Origin of the sequence: Microlunatus spumicola (assembly GCF_039536445.1) — a bacterium.
GTDB lineage: Bacteria > Actinomycetota > Actinomycetes > Propionibacteriales > Propionibacteriaceae > Microlunatus > Microlunatus spumicola.
In genome coordinates this window covers 1,100,711-1,116,549 of record NZ_BAAAYR010000001.1, presented here as the reverse complement: position 1 = coordinate 1,116,549, position 15,839 = coordinate 1,100,711, and the positions used below count along the sequence as shown (strand labels likewise).

The window sequence follows — 15,839 nt, the reverse complement described above, 5'->3', positions numbered from 1 at the left end:
TCAGTCCTCCGGGACGTAGTCGAGGTTGGGCGCGAGCCAGCGCTCGGCCTCCGAGAGCGTCCAGCCCTTGCGGGTGGCGTACTCCGACACCTGGTCGCGGCCGATCCGGCCGACCACGAAGTACTGGCTCTCGGGGTGCGCGAAGTACCAGCCGCTGACCGCCGCCCCCGGCCACATGGCCATCGACTCGGTCAGGGTGATCCCGACCTGCGCCTCTACGTCGAGCAGGTGCCAGAGCAGGGCCTTCTCGGTGTGGTCGGGGCAGGCGGGGTAGCCGGGCGCCGGCCGGATGCCCGTGTAGCGCTCCGCGATCAGGTCGTCGCCGGCCAGGCGCTCGTCGGGCGCGTAGCCCCAGAACTCCCGCCGCACGCGCTGGTGCAGCCGCTCGGCGAACGCCTCGGCCAGCCGGTCGGCCAGCGACTCGAGCAGGATCGCGCCGTAGTCGTCGAGGTCGGCCTTGAAGGCGGCGACGCGTTCCGCTGAACCGTGCCCCGCCGTCACCGCGAACGCCCCGACGTAGTCGGTCAGGCCGCTGTCCTTCGGCGCGACGAAGTCGGCCAGCGACCGGTTCGGGATGCCCGGGCGGTGCTCGCCCTGCTGGCGCAGGTGGTGCAGCGTCGTCCGGACGGCCGTGCGGCTCTCGTCGGTGTAGAGCTCCAGGTCGTCGGTGCCGACGCGGTTGGCCGGGAACAGCCCGAACGTCCCCGCCGCGCGCAGCCACTTCTCCCGCGTCAGCCGGTCGAGCATCCGCTGCGCGTCCTCGTAGAGCTTGCGCGCCACGGTCGCGGTCGCCGGGTTGTGCAGCAGGTCCGGGAACCGGCCGCGCATCTCCCAGGCGCCGAAGAACGGGCTCCAGTCGATGTAGCCGCGCAGCTCGTCGAGGTCGTAGTCGTCGAACGTCCGGGTGTACGACGCCACCGCGTGCGGGCCCGTCGGCTGCTCGGACGTGTGCTGGTCGCGCGCCTGCTGCAGCAGCATCCGCGGGCGTACGGGGCGGTGGCCCGTCCACTCGAGCGGGGTCGCGTGGGCCTTGGCCTGCGCGTACGAGCGCAGCGGCCGGTCGGTCCGCTTGGCCCCGTGCCGCTCGCGCAGCGACGCGTAGTCGGCCGCGACCGACTCGAGCAGCGCCGGCCGGCGCTCGTCGGAGAGCAGGGAGGCGACGGTCGGCACCGAGCGTGAGGCGTCCTTCACCCAGACGACCGGGCCCGAGTACGCGGGCGCGACCTTGACCGCGGTGTGCGCCCGCGACGTCGTCGCGCCGCCCAGCAGCAGCGGGATCGTGAACCCCTGGCGCTCCATCTCCTTCGCCAGGTTGACCATCTCGTCCAGCGACGGGGTGATCAGGCCCGAGACGCCGATCAGGTCGGCGCCCTCGGCCCGCGCGGTGTCGAGGATCTTCTGGCCCGGGACCATGACGCCGAGGTCGACGACGTCGTAGTTGTTGCACTGCAGGACCACGCCGACGATGTTCTTGCCGATGTCGTGCACGTCGCCCTTGACCGTGGCCATGACGACCTTGCCCTTGGTCGTCGTCTCGCCCGGCTGACGCTCCGCGTCGATGAACGGCACGAGGTGCGCGACGGCCTTCTTCATCACGCGCGCCGACTTCACGACCTGCGGCAGGAACATCTTCCCGGCGCCGAAGAGGTCGCCGACCCTGCCCATGCCGTCCATCAGCGGGCCCTCGATGACGTCGAGCGGACGCCCGCCCGACCCCACCAGCTCGAGGCGCAGCTCCTCGGTGTCCTCGACGACCCAGGCGTCGATGCCCTGCACCAGCGCGTGCGTGATGCGCTCGCGGACCGGCAGCCCGCGCCACTCCTGCTCGGTGACCTCGCCCGAGGCCGCCCGGTTGTGCGCCGAGGCGACCTCGAGCAGCCGCTCGGTCGCGTCCGGGCGGCGGTTCAGGACCACGTCGGTGATGCGCTCGCGCAGGTCCGGCTCGATGTCGTCGTAGACCACGAGCGCGCCGGCGTTGACGATGCCCATGTCGAGGCCCGCCTCGATGGCGTGGAAGAGGAACACCGCGTGGATCGCCTCGCGCACCGGGTTGTTGCCCCGGAAGGAGAACGACACGTTCGAGATGCCGCCGGACACCAGCGCGCCGGGCAGGCTCTTCTTGATCCAGCGCACGGCCTCGATGAAGTCGACGCCGTAGTTCTGGTGCTCCTCGATGCCCGTGGCCAGCGCGAAGACGTTCGGGTCGAAGATGATGTCGTGCGCGGGGAAGCCCACCTCGTCCACGAGCAGGTCGTACGCCCGCTGGCACACGTCCTGGCGCCGCTCGAGGGTGTCGGCCTGGCCGTCCTCGTCGAAGGCCATGACGACCACGGCCGCGCCGTGGCGCCGCGCGAGGCGCGCGTGCTCGAGGAAGGGCTCGACGCCCTCCTTGAGCGAGATCGAGTTGATGATCGGCTTGCCCTGGAGCGCCTTGAGGCCGGCCTCGACGACCTCCCACTTCGAGGAGTCGATCATGACCGGCACGCGGCAGATGTCGGGCTCGGTGGCGACGAGGCGCGTGAAGCGCTCCATCGCGGCGACGCCGTCGATCATGCCCTCGTCCATGTTGATGTCGATCACCTGCGCGCCGGACTCGACCTGCTGCCGGGCGACCTCCAGGGCGGTGGGGTAGTCGCCGGCCTTGATCAGGTTCCGGAACCGTGCGGAGCCGGTGATGTTGGTCCGCTCGCCGATGTTGACGAACAGCGAGTCCTCGGTGACGGTCAGCGGCTCGAGCCCCGACAGCCGGAGCGCGGGCTGCACCTCGGCCGGCTCGCGCGGGCCGACGCCGGTGGTCTCCGCGGTGACGGCGGCGGCGAGCGCGGCGATGTGCGCCGGCGTCGTGCCGCAGCACCCGCCGACGATGTTCACGAGGCCGGAGCGGGCGAACTCGCCGAGCACCCGGGCGAGGTCCTCGGGCGACTCGTCGTACTCGCCGAAGGCGTTCGGCAGCCCCGCGTTGGGGTGGGTGGAGACGAAGGTGTCGGCGATGCGGGAGAGCTCCGCGACGTACGGGCGCAGGTCGCTCGCGCCCAGGGCGCAGTTCAGTCCGACGGCGAGCGGGCGGGCGTGACGCACCGAGTTCCAGAAGGCCTCGGTCACCTGGCCCGAGAGCGTGCGGCCGGACGCGTCGGTGATCGTCCCGGAGATGATCACCGGCCAGCGCCGGCCGTGGTCCTCGAACAGCGTCTCGACGGCGAAGATCGCCGCCCGCGCGTTCAGGGTGTCGAAGATCGTCTCGATGATCAACGCGTCCGCGCCGCCGTCGACCAGGCCCTGGACCTGCTCGCGGTAGGCCTCGACCAGTGCGTCGAAGGTGACGTTCCGGGCGCCGGGGTCGTTGACGTCCGGCGAGATCGAGCCCGTGCGGTTCGTCGGTCCGACCGCGCCCAGGACCCAGCGCGGCCGGCCCGGGTCGCGGGCCTCGGCGGCGTCGCAGGCTCCCCGGGCGATCCGCGCCGCCGCGAGGTTGATCTCGTACGCCAGGTCGCTCATGCCGTAGTCGGCGAGCGAGATGCGCTGCGCGTTGAAGGTGTTGGTCTCGAGCAGGTCCGCCCCCGCGTCGAGGTACTGCGTGTGCAGCGACCCGATCAGCTCCGGCTGGGTGAGGTTCAGCAGGTCGTTGTTGCCCTGCACGTCGCTCGGCCAGCCGGCGAACCGTTCCCCGCGGAAGTCGCCCTCCGACAGGCCCTGCTCCTGCAGCAGGGTGCCCATGGCGCCGTCCATGACCACCACGCGCTCCCGCAGCAGCGCGGTCAGCGCTGCGCTCGCGTCCGGGCGGTGCTCGACGGTGGTGCTCACGGGTCCCCTGAGATCGTGGAGGCGTCCGGGACAGGCCGCCCCACCTGACTCACCAGGATACGGAGTCGCCGCCGGCTGTCACGGGTTTCCCGGGCGGCGGACGGACGCCCGGGCGAGGGGTCCTCGTCGGCGGACGCGCACGCCGTACGGTGGACGCGTGCCCCAGCGACTGACCCCCCTCGAGGTCTCGCTGCTCGCGCTCGACACCGTCCGCACGCCGGCCCACGTCGGCACCGTCACCGTGCTCGAGCCGACCCCCGGGAGCGGCCCGGTCGACCGGGCTGCCGTCGCCGCCCTGGTCGAGAGCCGGCTCGCGTACGTCCCGCGCTACCGTCAGCGCGTCGTGGCCGTCCCGGGCCGGCTGGCCGCCCCGGTGTGGGTCGACGACGACGACTTCGACCTCGCGACCCACGTGCGCGGCGTGGTCCTGCCCCGGCCGGGCACGTCCGACCAGCTCCGCGAGCTCGTCGCCCGGCTGCTCGCCCGGCGCCTGGACCGGTCCCGGCCGCTGTGGGAGGTCCATGTCGTCGAGGGGCTGGAGGGCGGCCGCGTGGCCGTGGTCGAGAAGACCCACCTCGCCCTGGTCGACGGCGACGACACGGTCGACCTCGCCCAGGTGCTGCTCGACGTCGACCCGGCCTCGTCCGAGGACACCTTCGCCTCCGCCTGGAACCCCGGCCTCGAGCCCGGCCCGACCGACCTCGTCGTCGGCGCCCTGTGGGAGAGCGCGCAGGACCCGGTCCGCGCGCTCGACAACCTCCGCGGCGTCGTGGCCGGTGCCCTCGGGGTGGCCCTCGCGGTGGGCGAGGTCGTCGGCGGCACGGTCGTCGGCGGCCTGGGCGAGGTCGCCGGTGACGTGCTCCGCGGCGGTCGTCCGCCCGCCGGTTCGCCGCTGGCGGGGAACGTCTCGCCGGGGCGCCGCGTCGCGACCCTGCTGGTCCCGCTGGCGGACCTGCAGGCCGTCCACGTCGCGCACGGCTGCACGGTCGACGACGTGGTCCTGGCCGTCGTGGCCGGCGGGCTGCGCGCCTGGCTGCCCACCCGGGACGGAGCCGGGCGGCTCGACCGGCCGCTGCGGGCGCTGGTGCCGACGACCGTGCTGGAGGACGAGACGGGCACCTCGTCGCTGGGCGTGGCCGTGGAGGCCCGGGTCGTGGACCTGCCGACGGGGGAGCCCGACCCGCTGGTCCGGCTCGACGAGGTCGTCCGGGCGACGCAGGGGCAGCGGGACGACGGGCGCGCGGTCGGCGCACGGACGCTGACCGAGATCCCGGGCTTCGCGCCCGCCACGCTGCACGCCCTCGGGGCGCGCGTCGCCGCCGGGACCGCGCGCCCGCCGTACGACGTGCTCGTCGTCGACGTGCCCGGGCCGCAGGTGCCGCTCTACGCCGGCGGTGCCCGGCTGACGGAGACGTTCCCGGTGCTGCCGCTGGCCCCCGGCCACCTGCTCGCGGTCGGCGTCACCTCCTACGACGGCGAGGTGGTCTTCGGCCTGACCGCCGACCGCGACGCCGTCCCCGACCTCGACGACCTCGTGCGGTGCCTCGACGATGCCGTCGCGGACCTGCTGGGCACGACCGGCCGGGCCCGCCCGCGCCGCCCCGTCCGCGTGGCCTCCCCGGCCGAGCGCCGGGCCGCCGCGTCGAAGGCCGCCGCGCGGGCCGAGGCCGCACGCCGACGCGCTCTGGCGGGTCGCGCATGAGCACCCTCTCCGCCTTCGTCCCCGTGTCCCGGGAGCAGGCCCTGGCCCTGCGCGCCGGCGAGGAGCTCGCCGGCCTGACCGCGTACGCGCCGGGCCCCGCGCTGCTCGCCGCCCACGACCTGGGGCCCGCCGACGACGAGGAGGCCGGGTTCGTCGCCCTCGGCTACGCGGGGCTGGCGGCGCTGCTCGCCGGCCCGGGGCTGCGCACGGTGCTCGCCGTCGCGGTCGACAGCGGGCGGGTCGACGACCGGGGCAGCGAGTTCGGCGAGGTCGTCGTCCGTGGCCTGCGGTGGTCCGCGGTCACTGCCGTGTTCGCGGACGAGCCGGGCGCGGCGGAGGACCTGGACGCCGCCCGCGCCGTGGCCGGCGGCCGCGCGCTCGGCGACGTCGCCGACGACGAGGACGTGGTCGGGCTTGTGGACCGCTGGGACCTGCTCTGGTACGCCCCGGAGGAGCTCGACGCCTCCTTCGGCTAGAGCCGATGAGAACCGGGCGCAGGCCGGGTCCATGAGCACACCGGCGGGACCGACCGTCCGGACGACGAGGAGGAGACCCGGTGGGTGCGATCAAGGTGCACGAGTTCACGAGCGTCGACGCGTCGGTCGGCGCGCCGATGTGGACGATGCCCTTCCCGTGGACCGAGGAGCAGACCGCCGACACCGCGGCCCTCACCGCCGGTGCGAGCGCGCTCCTGCTGGGCCGGAGCACGTACGAGATGTTCGGGCCGGCGTGGTCGCAGCGCACGGCGGAGGACGACCCCGGCGCCCCCTTCTTCAACGACAGCCACAAGTACGTCGTCTCCGGCACGCTCACCGAACCGTCCTGGGGCCCCGCCACCGTGCTCCCGTACGACCGGGACGGGATCGCGGCGCTCAAGGACGAGGTCGACGGCGACCTCTACGTCAGCGGGAGCGCGACGCTAGTCCGGGCGCTGCTCGCCGACGGCCTCGTGGACGAGCTGCACCTCTTCGTCTACCCGGTGCTGGTCGGGTCCGGGCCCTACCTGGCCCACGAGGGCGGCCCGCAGACGACGCTGGCGCTGCTCTCCTCGACGGCCTACCCGAACGGGGTCCTGCACGTGGTCTACGGACCGGCCCTTCCGACTGCCGAGGGCACGCAGGCAGACTGACGTCATGCCACGCTCGATCTGGAAGGGTGCGATCTCCTTCGGTCTCGTCACGATCCCGGTGAAGCTCTACTCCGCCACCGAGGAGAAGGACATCGCCTTCCGCCAGGTCCACGCGGCCGACGGCGGCCGGATCAAGTACCGCCGGGTCTGCGAGATCGACGGCGAGGAGGTCCCGTACGCCGAGATCGCCAAGGGCTACGAGCTCGCGGACGGGCGGATGGTCATCCTGGAGAAGGAGGACTTCGACTCGCTCCCGCTGGCCACGACCAAGGCCGTCGAGGTGGTGCAGTTCGTGGCCGAGGAGGAGGTCGACCCGACCTACTTCAACAAGACCTACTTCCTGCAGGCGGACGGACCGGGCACCAAGCCCTACGTGCTGCTCCGCGACGCGCTGGTCAAGACCGGGCAGTGCGCGCTCGTCAAGGTCGCGCTCCGCTCGCGGGAGGCGCTCGCCCTGGTCCGTCCCCGCGACGGCCTGCTCGTCATGCACACGATGCTCTGGCCCGACGAGCTGCGCGACGGCCAGTTCGCCGCGCCGCCGGAGACGGTGTCGGTCTCCGACGCCGAGGTGACCATGGCGCAGTCGTTCATCGAGGCGCTGTCGGGGGACTTCCAGCCCGACGAGTACACCGACGCCTACCGCGAGGCGCTCGAGGAGGTCGTGCAGAGCAAGGCCGCGGGCGTCCCGATGGCCGAGGCGACCGAGGCGCCCCAGGAGGCCGAGGTCGTCGACCTCGTCGCGGCCCTGCGTGCCTCCGTCGAGGCGGCCAAGAAGCGGCGTGCGGAGGTTGCGGCGGCGAAGGCCGGCTGAGCTGCTAGCAGATTGCTAGCATGGACGGCATGAGGACCCTCTACGTCCGGAACGTGCCCGACGACGTCGTCGAGCGGCTCGAGCAGCTGGCGGCCCGCGAGGGCTCCTCGGTGAACGCGGTCGTCGTCAAGGAGCTCGAGGGCCTGGCCCGCCGCACCCGGAACGCCGAGATCTTCGACGCCATGCCGTCCACGGACGTCGGGACCGACGAGATCCTCGCGGCCATCGACGCCGGCCGGCGCTAGGCCGTGGTCGTCGTCCACTCCTCGGTTCTGGTCGGCGCCCTGCTCAGGCACGGGCAGACGCGCGAGCGGCTGGCCGAGGAGGAGCTCCACGCCCCGCACCTGCTCGACTCCGAGGTGACGAGCGCGCTCCGCGGGCTGGTGCTGGGGAACCGTCTCGACGCCGGGACGGCGGGTCGCGCGCTCGTCGGGCTGCAGAGCGCGAGCCTGACCCGCCACCCGGCCGGACCGATGACCGAGCGGGTGTGGGGGCTGCGGGCGAACCTGAGCGCGTACGACGCCCTCTACATCGCGCTCGCCGAACGGCTGGGCTGCCCGTTGCTCACGGCCGACGCCCGGATCGCCCGGGCACCGGGGCTGCGGTGCCCGGTCGACGTCCTGCCCTGAACCGCGCTCGGGTCAGGCGGCCGGGTTCTCCGCGAGCCAGCGGTCGCCGGCCTTCTGCTGCGTGCGGAACCCGGCGAGCACCGCCGGGGCCGCGCCCTGCTCGAGCTTGCGGCCGAGCAGCGGGACGTTGACCTTGAGCTCGCCGGTGAGGCGGACGGTGGTCCCGCGGCCGCCGGGGGCCAGGTGCAACGTGCCGCGCAGCGTCACCGGCTGGCGCTCGACGGTGAGCACGAGGTCGGCCCGGCGGGAGCCGTCGGCCGCCGCCTCGCCCCAGGTCGTCTCCTCGAGGATCGTCAGCTCGGAGCCGGTGAAGCGGGCCGCGGACTCCGGCGCGTCGAGGGTGCGCGAGGTCTTGGTGCGCGGCGGGGTGATCTCTACCTCCCAGCGGCGCGACTCGCTGTCCACGCAGACCTGCTCCTGGTAGCCGCGGTCCAGCATCATCGCGTGCACGGCGGCCGGCGTCGCGGCGAAGTCGAGGTCGGTCGAGATGTCCATGCGGCCATTGAACCAGCCGACGCGGCACCGTCTAACGTGGTCGTGGCGCACGACGGGGTGCGCCCAGGGCAGAGACGGATGGTGTGGTGACGACGTACGAGGTCGGGCTCGAGCAGGACAAGACCGACAAGATCGCCGCGGTCGCCGCCGCCGGACGCCGCGTGGCGGCCGAGCTCGGGCAGGACCCGGACGCCGTCTCGACCTTCATGTGGCACTACTTCCGTCACGTCGACCCGGCCGACCTCGAGGACCGTACGGTCGACGACCTGCTGGCCCTCGTCGAGGCCCACTACCGCGCGGCCCTGGTCCGCGAGCCGGGCCAGGACGTCGTCCGGGTCGTCGGCCCGGGCGGGACCGACGCGCCCGACGACCTCTCGGGCCTCGACGACGTCGGCGGGTCCGGCGGCGTGGGCGGCGCGACCGTGCTGCAGGTGGTCACCGACGACCTGCCGTTCCTCGTCGACTCGGTGACGATGGAGGTCCTGCGCCAGGGCTGGACGATCCGCGAGGTCTTCCACCCGCAGTTCCTGGTGCTGCGCGACGCCGAGGGCCGGCTGCGCCAGCTGCTGCGCTCCGCCGAGGCCGCGGCCGAGCCCGCCACCCTGCACGAGTCCTGGATGCACCTGGAGCTGCTGCCGCCCGCGCGACTCGGTCCGGAGGACGTGGCCGCGGCCGACCTCGAGCGCGGCGTCCACGAGGTGCTCGACCTCGTCGGGGTGTCCGTGGCCGACTGGCGCGCGATGGCCGACCGTGCCGTCGCCGTGTCGGCCGAGCTCGCGGAACAGGTCGGCTCGGGTCCGCACGCGGGCACCGGCGGCGAGGCCGACCAGGCGCGCGAGCTGCTCGACTGGCTGAGCACCCACCACTTCACGTTCTTCGGCGCCCGGGACTACGACCTCGTCGGGGAGGGTGAGCACGCGCGCTACGTGCCCGTCCCCGGGACCGGGCTCGGCATCCTGCACGGCGACGAGGACGCCCCCGGCGCCTTCGCCGCGCTGCCGCGGCTGGACGGACCGCCCGCGCTGCTCGTGGTGACCAAGGACAACGCCCGCTCGCGGGTCCACCGGCCCGCCTACCTGGACTACATCGGCGTCCGCCGCTTCGACGCGGACGGCGCCGTCGTGGGGGAGCACCGGCTGCTCGGGCTGTTCTCGACGACGGCCTACTCCGAGAGCGTGATGCGCGTCCCCGTGCTCCGGCAGAAGGCCGCGGCCGTCATCGCGGGCTCGGGCTACGACCTCGCCAGCCACGGCGGGAAGGCCATCGTCGACACGCTCGAGACCTACCCGCGCGACGAGCTCTTCCAGACGCCGCTGCCCGAGCTCGCCGAGACCGTCGAGCGGATCGCCCACCTCAAGGAACGGCGCCAGGTCCGCATGTTCGTGCGCGCCGACCCGTACGGGCGCTACGCCTCGTGCCTGGTCTACCTGCCGCGCGACCGCTACACCGGCACGGTCCGCCGCCGGATGGAGCAGGTCCTGCTCGAGCGCCTGGGCGGCGCGAGCATCGACGACAGCGCGCGCGTGACCGACGCCGTGCTGGCCCGGCTGCACGTGGTCGTGCGGATGCCCGCGGGGCACGCACCCGTCGTGCTGGACGAGGGCATCGACCTGCGCGCCCTCGAGCGCGAGCTCACCGCGGCCACGCGGACCTGGGACGACGAGTTCGCGGACCTGCTCGGCGGCACCCGGGCGGCCGACCGGCTCGGCGCGCTGCTGCGCGCGCTGCCGGAGGGCTACAAGGAGGACTACACGCCGCGCCAGGGCCGCCAGGACCTCGTGGCCCTGGCCGACCTGCAGAGCGGGGCGGACATGGCCCTGGCCCTCTACGTGCCCGACCCGCTGCCCGGTCGAGGGGTCGACGAGGCCGACCTGCGGCTCAAGATCTTCCGTCGCGACGTCTCGCTGTCGCTGTCGCAGCTCCTGCCGCACCTGACCCGCCTGGGCGTCGACGTGATCGACGAGCGCCCGTACGAGCTCGACGCCGGCGACGAGGAACGGGCCTGGATCTACGACTTCGGGCTCGCCGTCCCGGGCGGCGCGGCCGCCGTGGCCACCGACTGGGACACCGCCGGGCGCGAGCGTTTCGTGGCGGCGTTCCGGGCGGCGTACGAGGGCGAGGCCGAGTCGGACGCGTTCTGCGGGCTGGTCATGGCGGCGGGGCTGGGCTGGCGCGAGGTGAGCCTGCTGCGCGCGGTCGGGCACTACCTGCGCCAGGGCGGCGTCTCGTACAGCCAGACCTACATGGCCCAGGCCCTCGCCGCGAACACGGCGATCGCGCGGACGCTCTTCGAGCTGTTCGCGGTCCGCTTCGACCCCGCACGGGAGCTGACGGTCGCGCAGCGGGCCGAGCGGGCGGCGGCGCTCGTGACGTCGGTCGAGACCGCGCTGGACGACGTGTCCAGCCTCGACCAGGACAAGATCATCCGCTCGTTCCTGTCCGTGCTGAAGGCGCTCGTCCGGACGAACTTCTACCGGTCCGGTCGGGCAGCGCTCGCGCTCAAGCTGCGGTCGCGCGAGGTCCCGGACCTGCCCGAGCCGCGGCCCGCGTTCGAGATCTTCGTGCACGCTCCGCGCGTGGAGGGGGTCCACCTGCGGTTCGGGCTGGTCGCCCGCGGCGGGCTGCGCTGGTCCGACCGGGCGGAGGACTTCCGCACCGAGGTCCTGGGCCTGGTCAAGGCGCAGACCGTCAAGAACACGGTGATCGTCCCGACCGGCGCCAAGGGCGGCTTCGTGCCGCGCCGGCTTCCCGACCCGGCGCTCGACCGCGACGCCTGGCTGGCCGAGGGCGTCGCCTGCTACCAGATCTTCGTCACGAGCCTGCTCGACGTGACCGACAACCTCCGTGCCACCGCGGACGGCCCGGTCGTCGTGCCGCCGCCGGACGTGGTGCGCCACGACGGGGACGACCCCTACCTCGTGGTCGCGGCCGACAAGGGCACGGCGACCTTCTCCGACGTCGCCAACGCGATCGCGCTGGACGAGGGCTTCTGGCTGGGCGACGCGTTCGCCTCGGGAGGCTCGGCCGGCTACGACCACAAGGCCATGGGCATCACGGCCCGCGGCGCGTGGCAGTCGGTCGTCCGGCACTTCCGCGAGCTCGGCATCGACCCCGACCGCGACGACTTCACCTGCGTCGGCATCGGCGACATGAGCGGCGACGTCTTCGGCAACGGGATGCTGCTCAGCGAGCACGTGCGCCTGGTGGCCGCCTTCGACCACCGGCACGTGTTCCTGGACCCCGACCCGGACCCGGCCCGCAGCTTCGCCGAGCGGCAGCGGCTGTTCGCGCTGCCGCGGTCGAGCTGGGCCGACTACGACCCGGCGCTGGTCTCCGAGGGCGGCGGGGTCTTCCCCCGGACGCTCAAGTCGATCCCGGTCACCGAACCGGTCCGGCGCGCCCTCGGGCTGGCCGACGGCGTGACCTCCCTCGACCCGACGTCGTTGATCAGCGCCGCGCTCCGGGCGCCCGTCGACCTGCTGTGGAACGGCGGGATCGGCACCTACGTCAAGGCCGCGACCGAGACGAACGCCGACGTCGGCGATAAGGCCAACGACGGGCTGCGGGTGGACGGCGCCCAGCTGCGGGCGCGCTGCGTGGGGGAGGGCGGCAACCTCGGCCTGACCCAGCTCGGCCGCATCGAGTACGCGACCGCCGGCGGCAAGATCAACACCGACTTCATCGACAACTCGGCGGGCGTGGACACGTCCGACCACGAGGTCAACATCAAGATCCTGCTGGCCCCCGACGTCGCGGACGGCTCGCTGACCACCGAGGGCCGCAACGCGCTCCTGGCGTCGATGACCGACGACGTGGCCGGGCTGGTGCTCGCCCACAACGTCTCGCAGAACCTGGCGCTGGCCAACGCCGAGGCGCAGGCCCCCGCGATGGCGCGCGTGCACGGGGAGTGGATCGTGCGGCTCGAGGAGCACGGGCTCATCGACCGGGCCATCGAGTTCCTGCCCGAGGACGAGGCGCTCGACGCGCGCCGCGCCAAGAACCGGGGCCTGACCTCGCCCGAGCTCGCGGTGCTGCTGGCGTACACCAAGATCGTGCTCAGCGACGAGGTCGGGCGCAGCGACCTGCCCGACGAGCCCGACCTGGCCGACCGGCTCGTGACCTACTTCCCGCCGGCCCTGCGCGGCACGTACACCGAGCAGATGCGGCGCCACCGCCTGCACCGCGAGATCGTCACCACCGTCGTGGTCAACACGTTCGTCGACACCGCCGGCATCACCTGCTTCCACCGGCTCTCCACCGAGACCGGCGCGACGGCGCCCGAGCTGCTGCGGGCGCACATCGCGGCCCGGGCGATCTTCGGCGCGGCCGACCTCGAGGCGGAGGTCGCGGCGCTCGACCACGCCGTGCCGGCCGAGGTCCAGACCCGGATGCGGCTCGCCGTGCGGACGTTCGTCGAGCGCGTGACGCGCTGGCTGGTGAACGAGCGGCCCCGTCCGCTCGAGATCGACGCGACGGAGGCCGACCTCCGGCCCGGGGTCGACGCCGTCGTGGCCGTGCTGCCCGACGCGCTCGGGGAGCGCGAGGCCGAGGTCGTGGCCGGCCGGGCCGCCGAGCTGCGGACGGCCGGCGTCCCCGACGACCTCGCCGCCCGCGTCGCCGTCCTGCCCGCGGCGTTCGCCGCCCTCTCGGCCGTGACCACCGCCCGCGCGGAGGACCTCGACCCGACGCTCGTCGTCCGCGTGCACCTGGCCCTCGCGCAGCGGCTCGGCCTGGACCGCCTGATGAGCCGGATCGCCGCGCTCCCGCGCGAGGACCGCTGGTCCACGATGGCCCGGGCCGCCCTGCGCGACGACCTGCACACCGCGCACGCGAGGCTCACGGCCCAGGTCGTCGCCCGCGCCGCCGTCCCCGGCGCTGCCGCGCAGGACCCGGCGCAGGCGACGCACGAGCTGGTCGAGGCCTGGGAGCACGCCACGCCCGCGGCCGCCGGCGCCCGCTCGACCCTCCGCTCCGTGCTCACGGGTCCCACCGACCTCGCCAAGGCCTCCGTCGCCCTCCGCGTGGTCCGGGGCCTGGTCGGCGACTAGCCCTCGAGCGGTACGCGGAGCCCGCGAGCGGTACCCGTTCCCGGTCGGAAGCGGCTCCGGACCGGGAAGGCGTACCGGTCGACGCGGGTGACGGCGGGCCTTGACTTCTGGCGCCGTAAGTCACGGCGCTGACCTCGTGGCGTGCCTTCTGGTGCCGGAGGTGACGCCGCTGTCTCCTCGACCGGTACGCGGCCCCCGCGAGCGGTACCTGCTCCCGGTCGGGAGCGGCTCCGGACCGGGAAGGCGTACCGGTCGGCGTGGTGAGGGGGTGGCCGGGAGGTCAGGGCCGGGGTGGTAGGTCTGGGGCATGCGGATCGACCTCCACACCCACTCCAACGTGTCCGACGGCACCGACACCCCGGCCGAGCTGGTGGTGGCGGCCCACGAGGCCGGCCTCGACGTGGTCGCGCTGACCGACCACGACACCTTCGACGGGCTCGACCGGGCGGTGGCGGCCGGGCGCGAGCACGGCGTCGAGGTCGTGCACGGCATGGAGCTGTCCTGCTCGCGGCAGGGGCAGAGCGTGCACCTGCTCGCGTACGGGGCCGACCCGGAGGCCGCCGCGCTGGCGGAGGAGATGGTGCGGGTGCGGGAGGGGCGTTCGGGGCGGCTGCGGCCCGTGCTCGACCTCCTGGCCGGGCTTGGGGTGCCCGTCACCGAGGAGGAGGTGATGGCGCAGGTCGGGTCCTCGCCGTCCGTCGGGCGGCCCCACATCGCCGACGCCCTGGTGGCGGCGGGCTGGGTCGAGGACCGTACCGAGGCGTTCGACCGCTTCCTCGCCGACGGCGGTCCCGCGCACGTGGGGCGCTACGCCATCGAGGTCGGGCACGGCATCGACCTCGTGCACCAGGCCGGCGGCGTCGCCGTCATCGCCCACCCGTGGGGCCGCGGGCGCGCGGCGCTGCTGCCGGAGGAGTTCCTCACCGAGCTCGTCGAGCGCCACGGCCTCGACGGCGTCGAGGTCGACCACCAGGACCACGACGCGGAGGCCCGCGCCGAGCTCTGGGCCCTCGTCGACCGGCTCGGGGTGCTCGGCACCGGGTCGAGCGACTACCACGGCACCGGCAAGACCGACCACGGGCTCGGGGTGAACACCACCCGTCCCGAGGTCTACGACGAGCTGCGCAAGCGGCTCCGCGTGGCCGTCTGAGCGGGGCCCTCGCCGGGCCCCGCTCAGCAACGGGTCAGGCCGGCGGCGCGACCGCGTCGAGCTGGGCGAGCTGGCTGTCGGTCAGCTCGACCGACGCCACGGCGATGTTCTGCTCCAGGTGCGACACCGACGAGGTGCCGGGGATGAGCAGGACGCTGTCGTCGTGGGCCAGCAGCCAGGCCAGCCCGACCTGCGCGGGCGTGGAGTCCGTCTGCTGCGCGACGGCCTGGACGACCGGGTCGTCGACCACCTTGGGCATGCCCGGGAAGGCGGAGCCCAGCGGGAAGTAGGGCACGTAGGAGATGCCGTGGTCCGAGCACAGCCGGAGCACGTCCTCGTCGCCGCGCGCGACGAGGCTGTAGGCGTTCTGCACGGTCACCACGTTGGCGTGCTCGATCGCCTGCTCGACCTGCTCCAGCGTGGCGGTCGAGATGCCGACGCCGGCGATCAGGCCGTCCTCGCGCATCTGCACCATCGCGGCGAGCAGGTCCTGGAACGGCGCCTGCCCGGGCACCGGCTGCTCCTGCAGCCGCAGGTTCACCGCGGCCAGCTGCTCCGTGCCGAGCTCGCGGAGGTTCGTCTCGACGTCCTCGCGCAGCTGCTCGGGCGTCAGCGCCGGGAGCCAGCGGCCCTTCTTGTCGCGGCGCGCCCCGACCTTGGAGACGATCGCGAGGTCGTCGGCGTACGGGTGCAGCGCCTCGCGGATGAGGGCGTTGGAGACGTCCGGGCCGTAGAACTGGGCCGTGTCGATGTGGTTCACGCCGAGCTCGACCGCCCGCCGGAGCACGGCGATCGCCGCGTCGTGGTCCTTGGGCGGGCCCATCACCCCGGGGCCGGGGAGCTGCATGGCACCGAAGCCGATGCGGTTGACCTGGAAGCCGGCGAGGTCGTAGGTGCCGGCGAGTGCTGCGGGGGCCGTCGTCATGATCGCCACGCTACCCGCGGCCCTAGGGCGGTCCGGCGGCCCCGTCGGAGCCACCTCTTCGCCCGCCTTCAGATACGTCCTACGGACTTATCCAGCGTGGCTGCGGGGCCCCTGGGCGGCTTGTAGCCTCGCCTGGAGCGTCCGGGGGG

General features: G+C 73.9%; 11 protein-coding genes. 8 read left to right on the top strand and 3 right to left on the bottom strand.

From position 1 onward, the window contains the following. Positions 1-3,801, bottom strand: coding sequence for a methionine synthase (gene metH / locus ABD665_RS05035; protein WP_204911951.1), 3,801 nt, complete (start codon positions 3,799-3,801; stop codon positions 1-3). Positions 3,802-3,958: 157 nt separating this feature from the next. Here metH and ABD665_RS05030 point away from each other — a divergent pair, with 157 nt between their 5' ends. From ABD665_RS05030 to ABD665_RS05005, 6 genes are all read left to right on the top strand, one after another. Beyond that, complete coding sequence (locus tag ABD665_RS05030; RefSeq protein WP_204911952.1) at positions 3,959-5,503, top strand: wax ester/triacylglycerol synthase family O-acyltransferase; 1,545 nt, start codon at positions 3,959-3,961, stop codon at positions 5,501-5,503. Further along, entirely contained in the window at positions 5,500-5,979 is a 480-nt protein-coding gene (locus ABD665_RS05025) for a DUF6912 family protein (RefSeq protein WP_204911953.1), read from the top strand. Before ABD665_RS05030 ends, ABD665_RS05025 begins: the two co-directional genes overlap by 4 nt. Before the next feature lie 80 nt (positions 5,980-6,059). Further along, positions 6,060-6,632 carry a dihydrofolate reductase family protein gene (locus ABD665_RS05020; protein WP_204911954.1) on the top strand — a complete coding sequence of 191 codons (573 nt, stop codon included), beginning with the start codon at positions 6,060-6,062 and terminating at the stop codon, positions 6,630-6,632. A gap of 4 nt (positions 6,633-6,636) precedes the next feature. Next, positions 6,637-7,443: a non-homologous end joining protein Ku gene (gene ku / locus ABD665_RS05015; protein ID WP_204911955.1), complete on the top strand. Its 807-nt coding sequence runs from the start codon at positions 6,637-6,639 to the stop codon at positions 7,441-7,443. Positions 7,444-7,472: 29 nt separating this feature from the next. After that, positions 7,473-7,688 carry a FitA-like ribbon-helix-helix domain-containing protein gene (locus ABD665_RS05010; RefSeq protein ID WP_204911956.1) on the top strand — a complete coding sequence of 72 codons (216 nt, stop codon included), beginning with the start codon at positions 7,473-7,475 and terminating at the stop codon, positions 7,686-7,688. 3 nt (positions 7,689-7,691) lie between these two features. Next, positions 7,692-8,072 (top strand): PIN domain-containing protein, encoded by a 381-nt coding sequence (locus ABD665_RS05005; protein ID WP_204911957.1) that lies wholly within the window; start codon positions 7,692-7,694, stop codon positions 8,070-8,072. A gap of 12 nt (positions 8,073-8,084) precedes the next feature. Here the strand turns inward: ABD665_RS05005 and ABD665_RS05000 are convergent, their stop codons facing one another. Beyond that, complete coding sequence (locus ABD665_RS05000) at positions 8,085-8,567, bottom strand: DUF2505 family protein (RefSeq protein ID WP_204911958.1); 483 nt, start codon at positions 8,565-8,567, stop codon at positions 8,085-8,087. 86 nt (positions 8,568-8,653) lie between these two features. On the opposite strand from ABD665_RS05000, the gene ABD665_RS04995 reads away from it, so the two are divergent. Both ABD665_RS04995 and ABD665_RS04990 read left to right on the top strand, forming a co-directional pair. Continuing rightward, the gene (locus ABD665_RS04995; RefSeq protein WP_204911959.1) at positions 8,654-13,615 is read left to right on the top strand and encodes an NAD-glutamate dehydrogenase domain-containing protein; all 4,962 of its coding nucleotides are present in this window, start codon (positions 8,654-8,656) and stop codon (positions 13,613-13,615) included. Positions 13,616-13,922: 307 nt separating this feature from the next. Beyond that, positions 13,923-14,765 carry a PHP domain-containing protein gene (locus tag ABD665_RS04990; protein ID WP_204911960.1) on the top strand — a complete coding sequence of 281 codons (843 nt, stop codon included), beginning with the start codon at positions 13,923-13,925 and terminating at the stop codon, positions 14,763-14,765. A 34-nt stretch (positions 14,766-14,799) separates the two neighbouring features. Here the strand turns inward: ABD665_RS04990 and ABD665_RS04985 are convergent, their stop codons facing one another. After that, a complete protein-coding gene (locus ABD665_RS04985) occupies positions 14,800-15,690 on the bottom strand; it encodes an oxidoreductase (RefSeq protein WP_204911961.1) in 891 nt (296 codons plus the stop codon). Between the last annotated feature and the right edge of the window lie 149 nt (positions 15,691-15,839).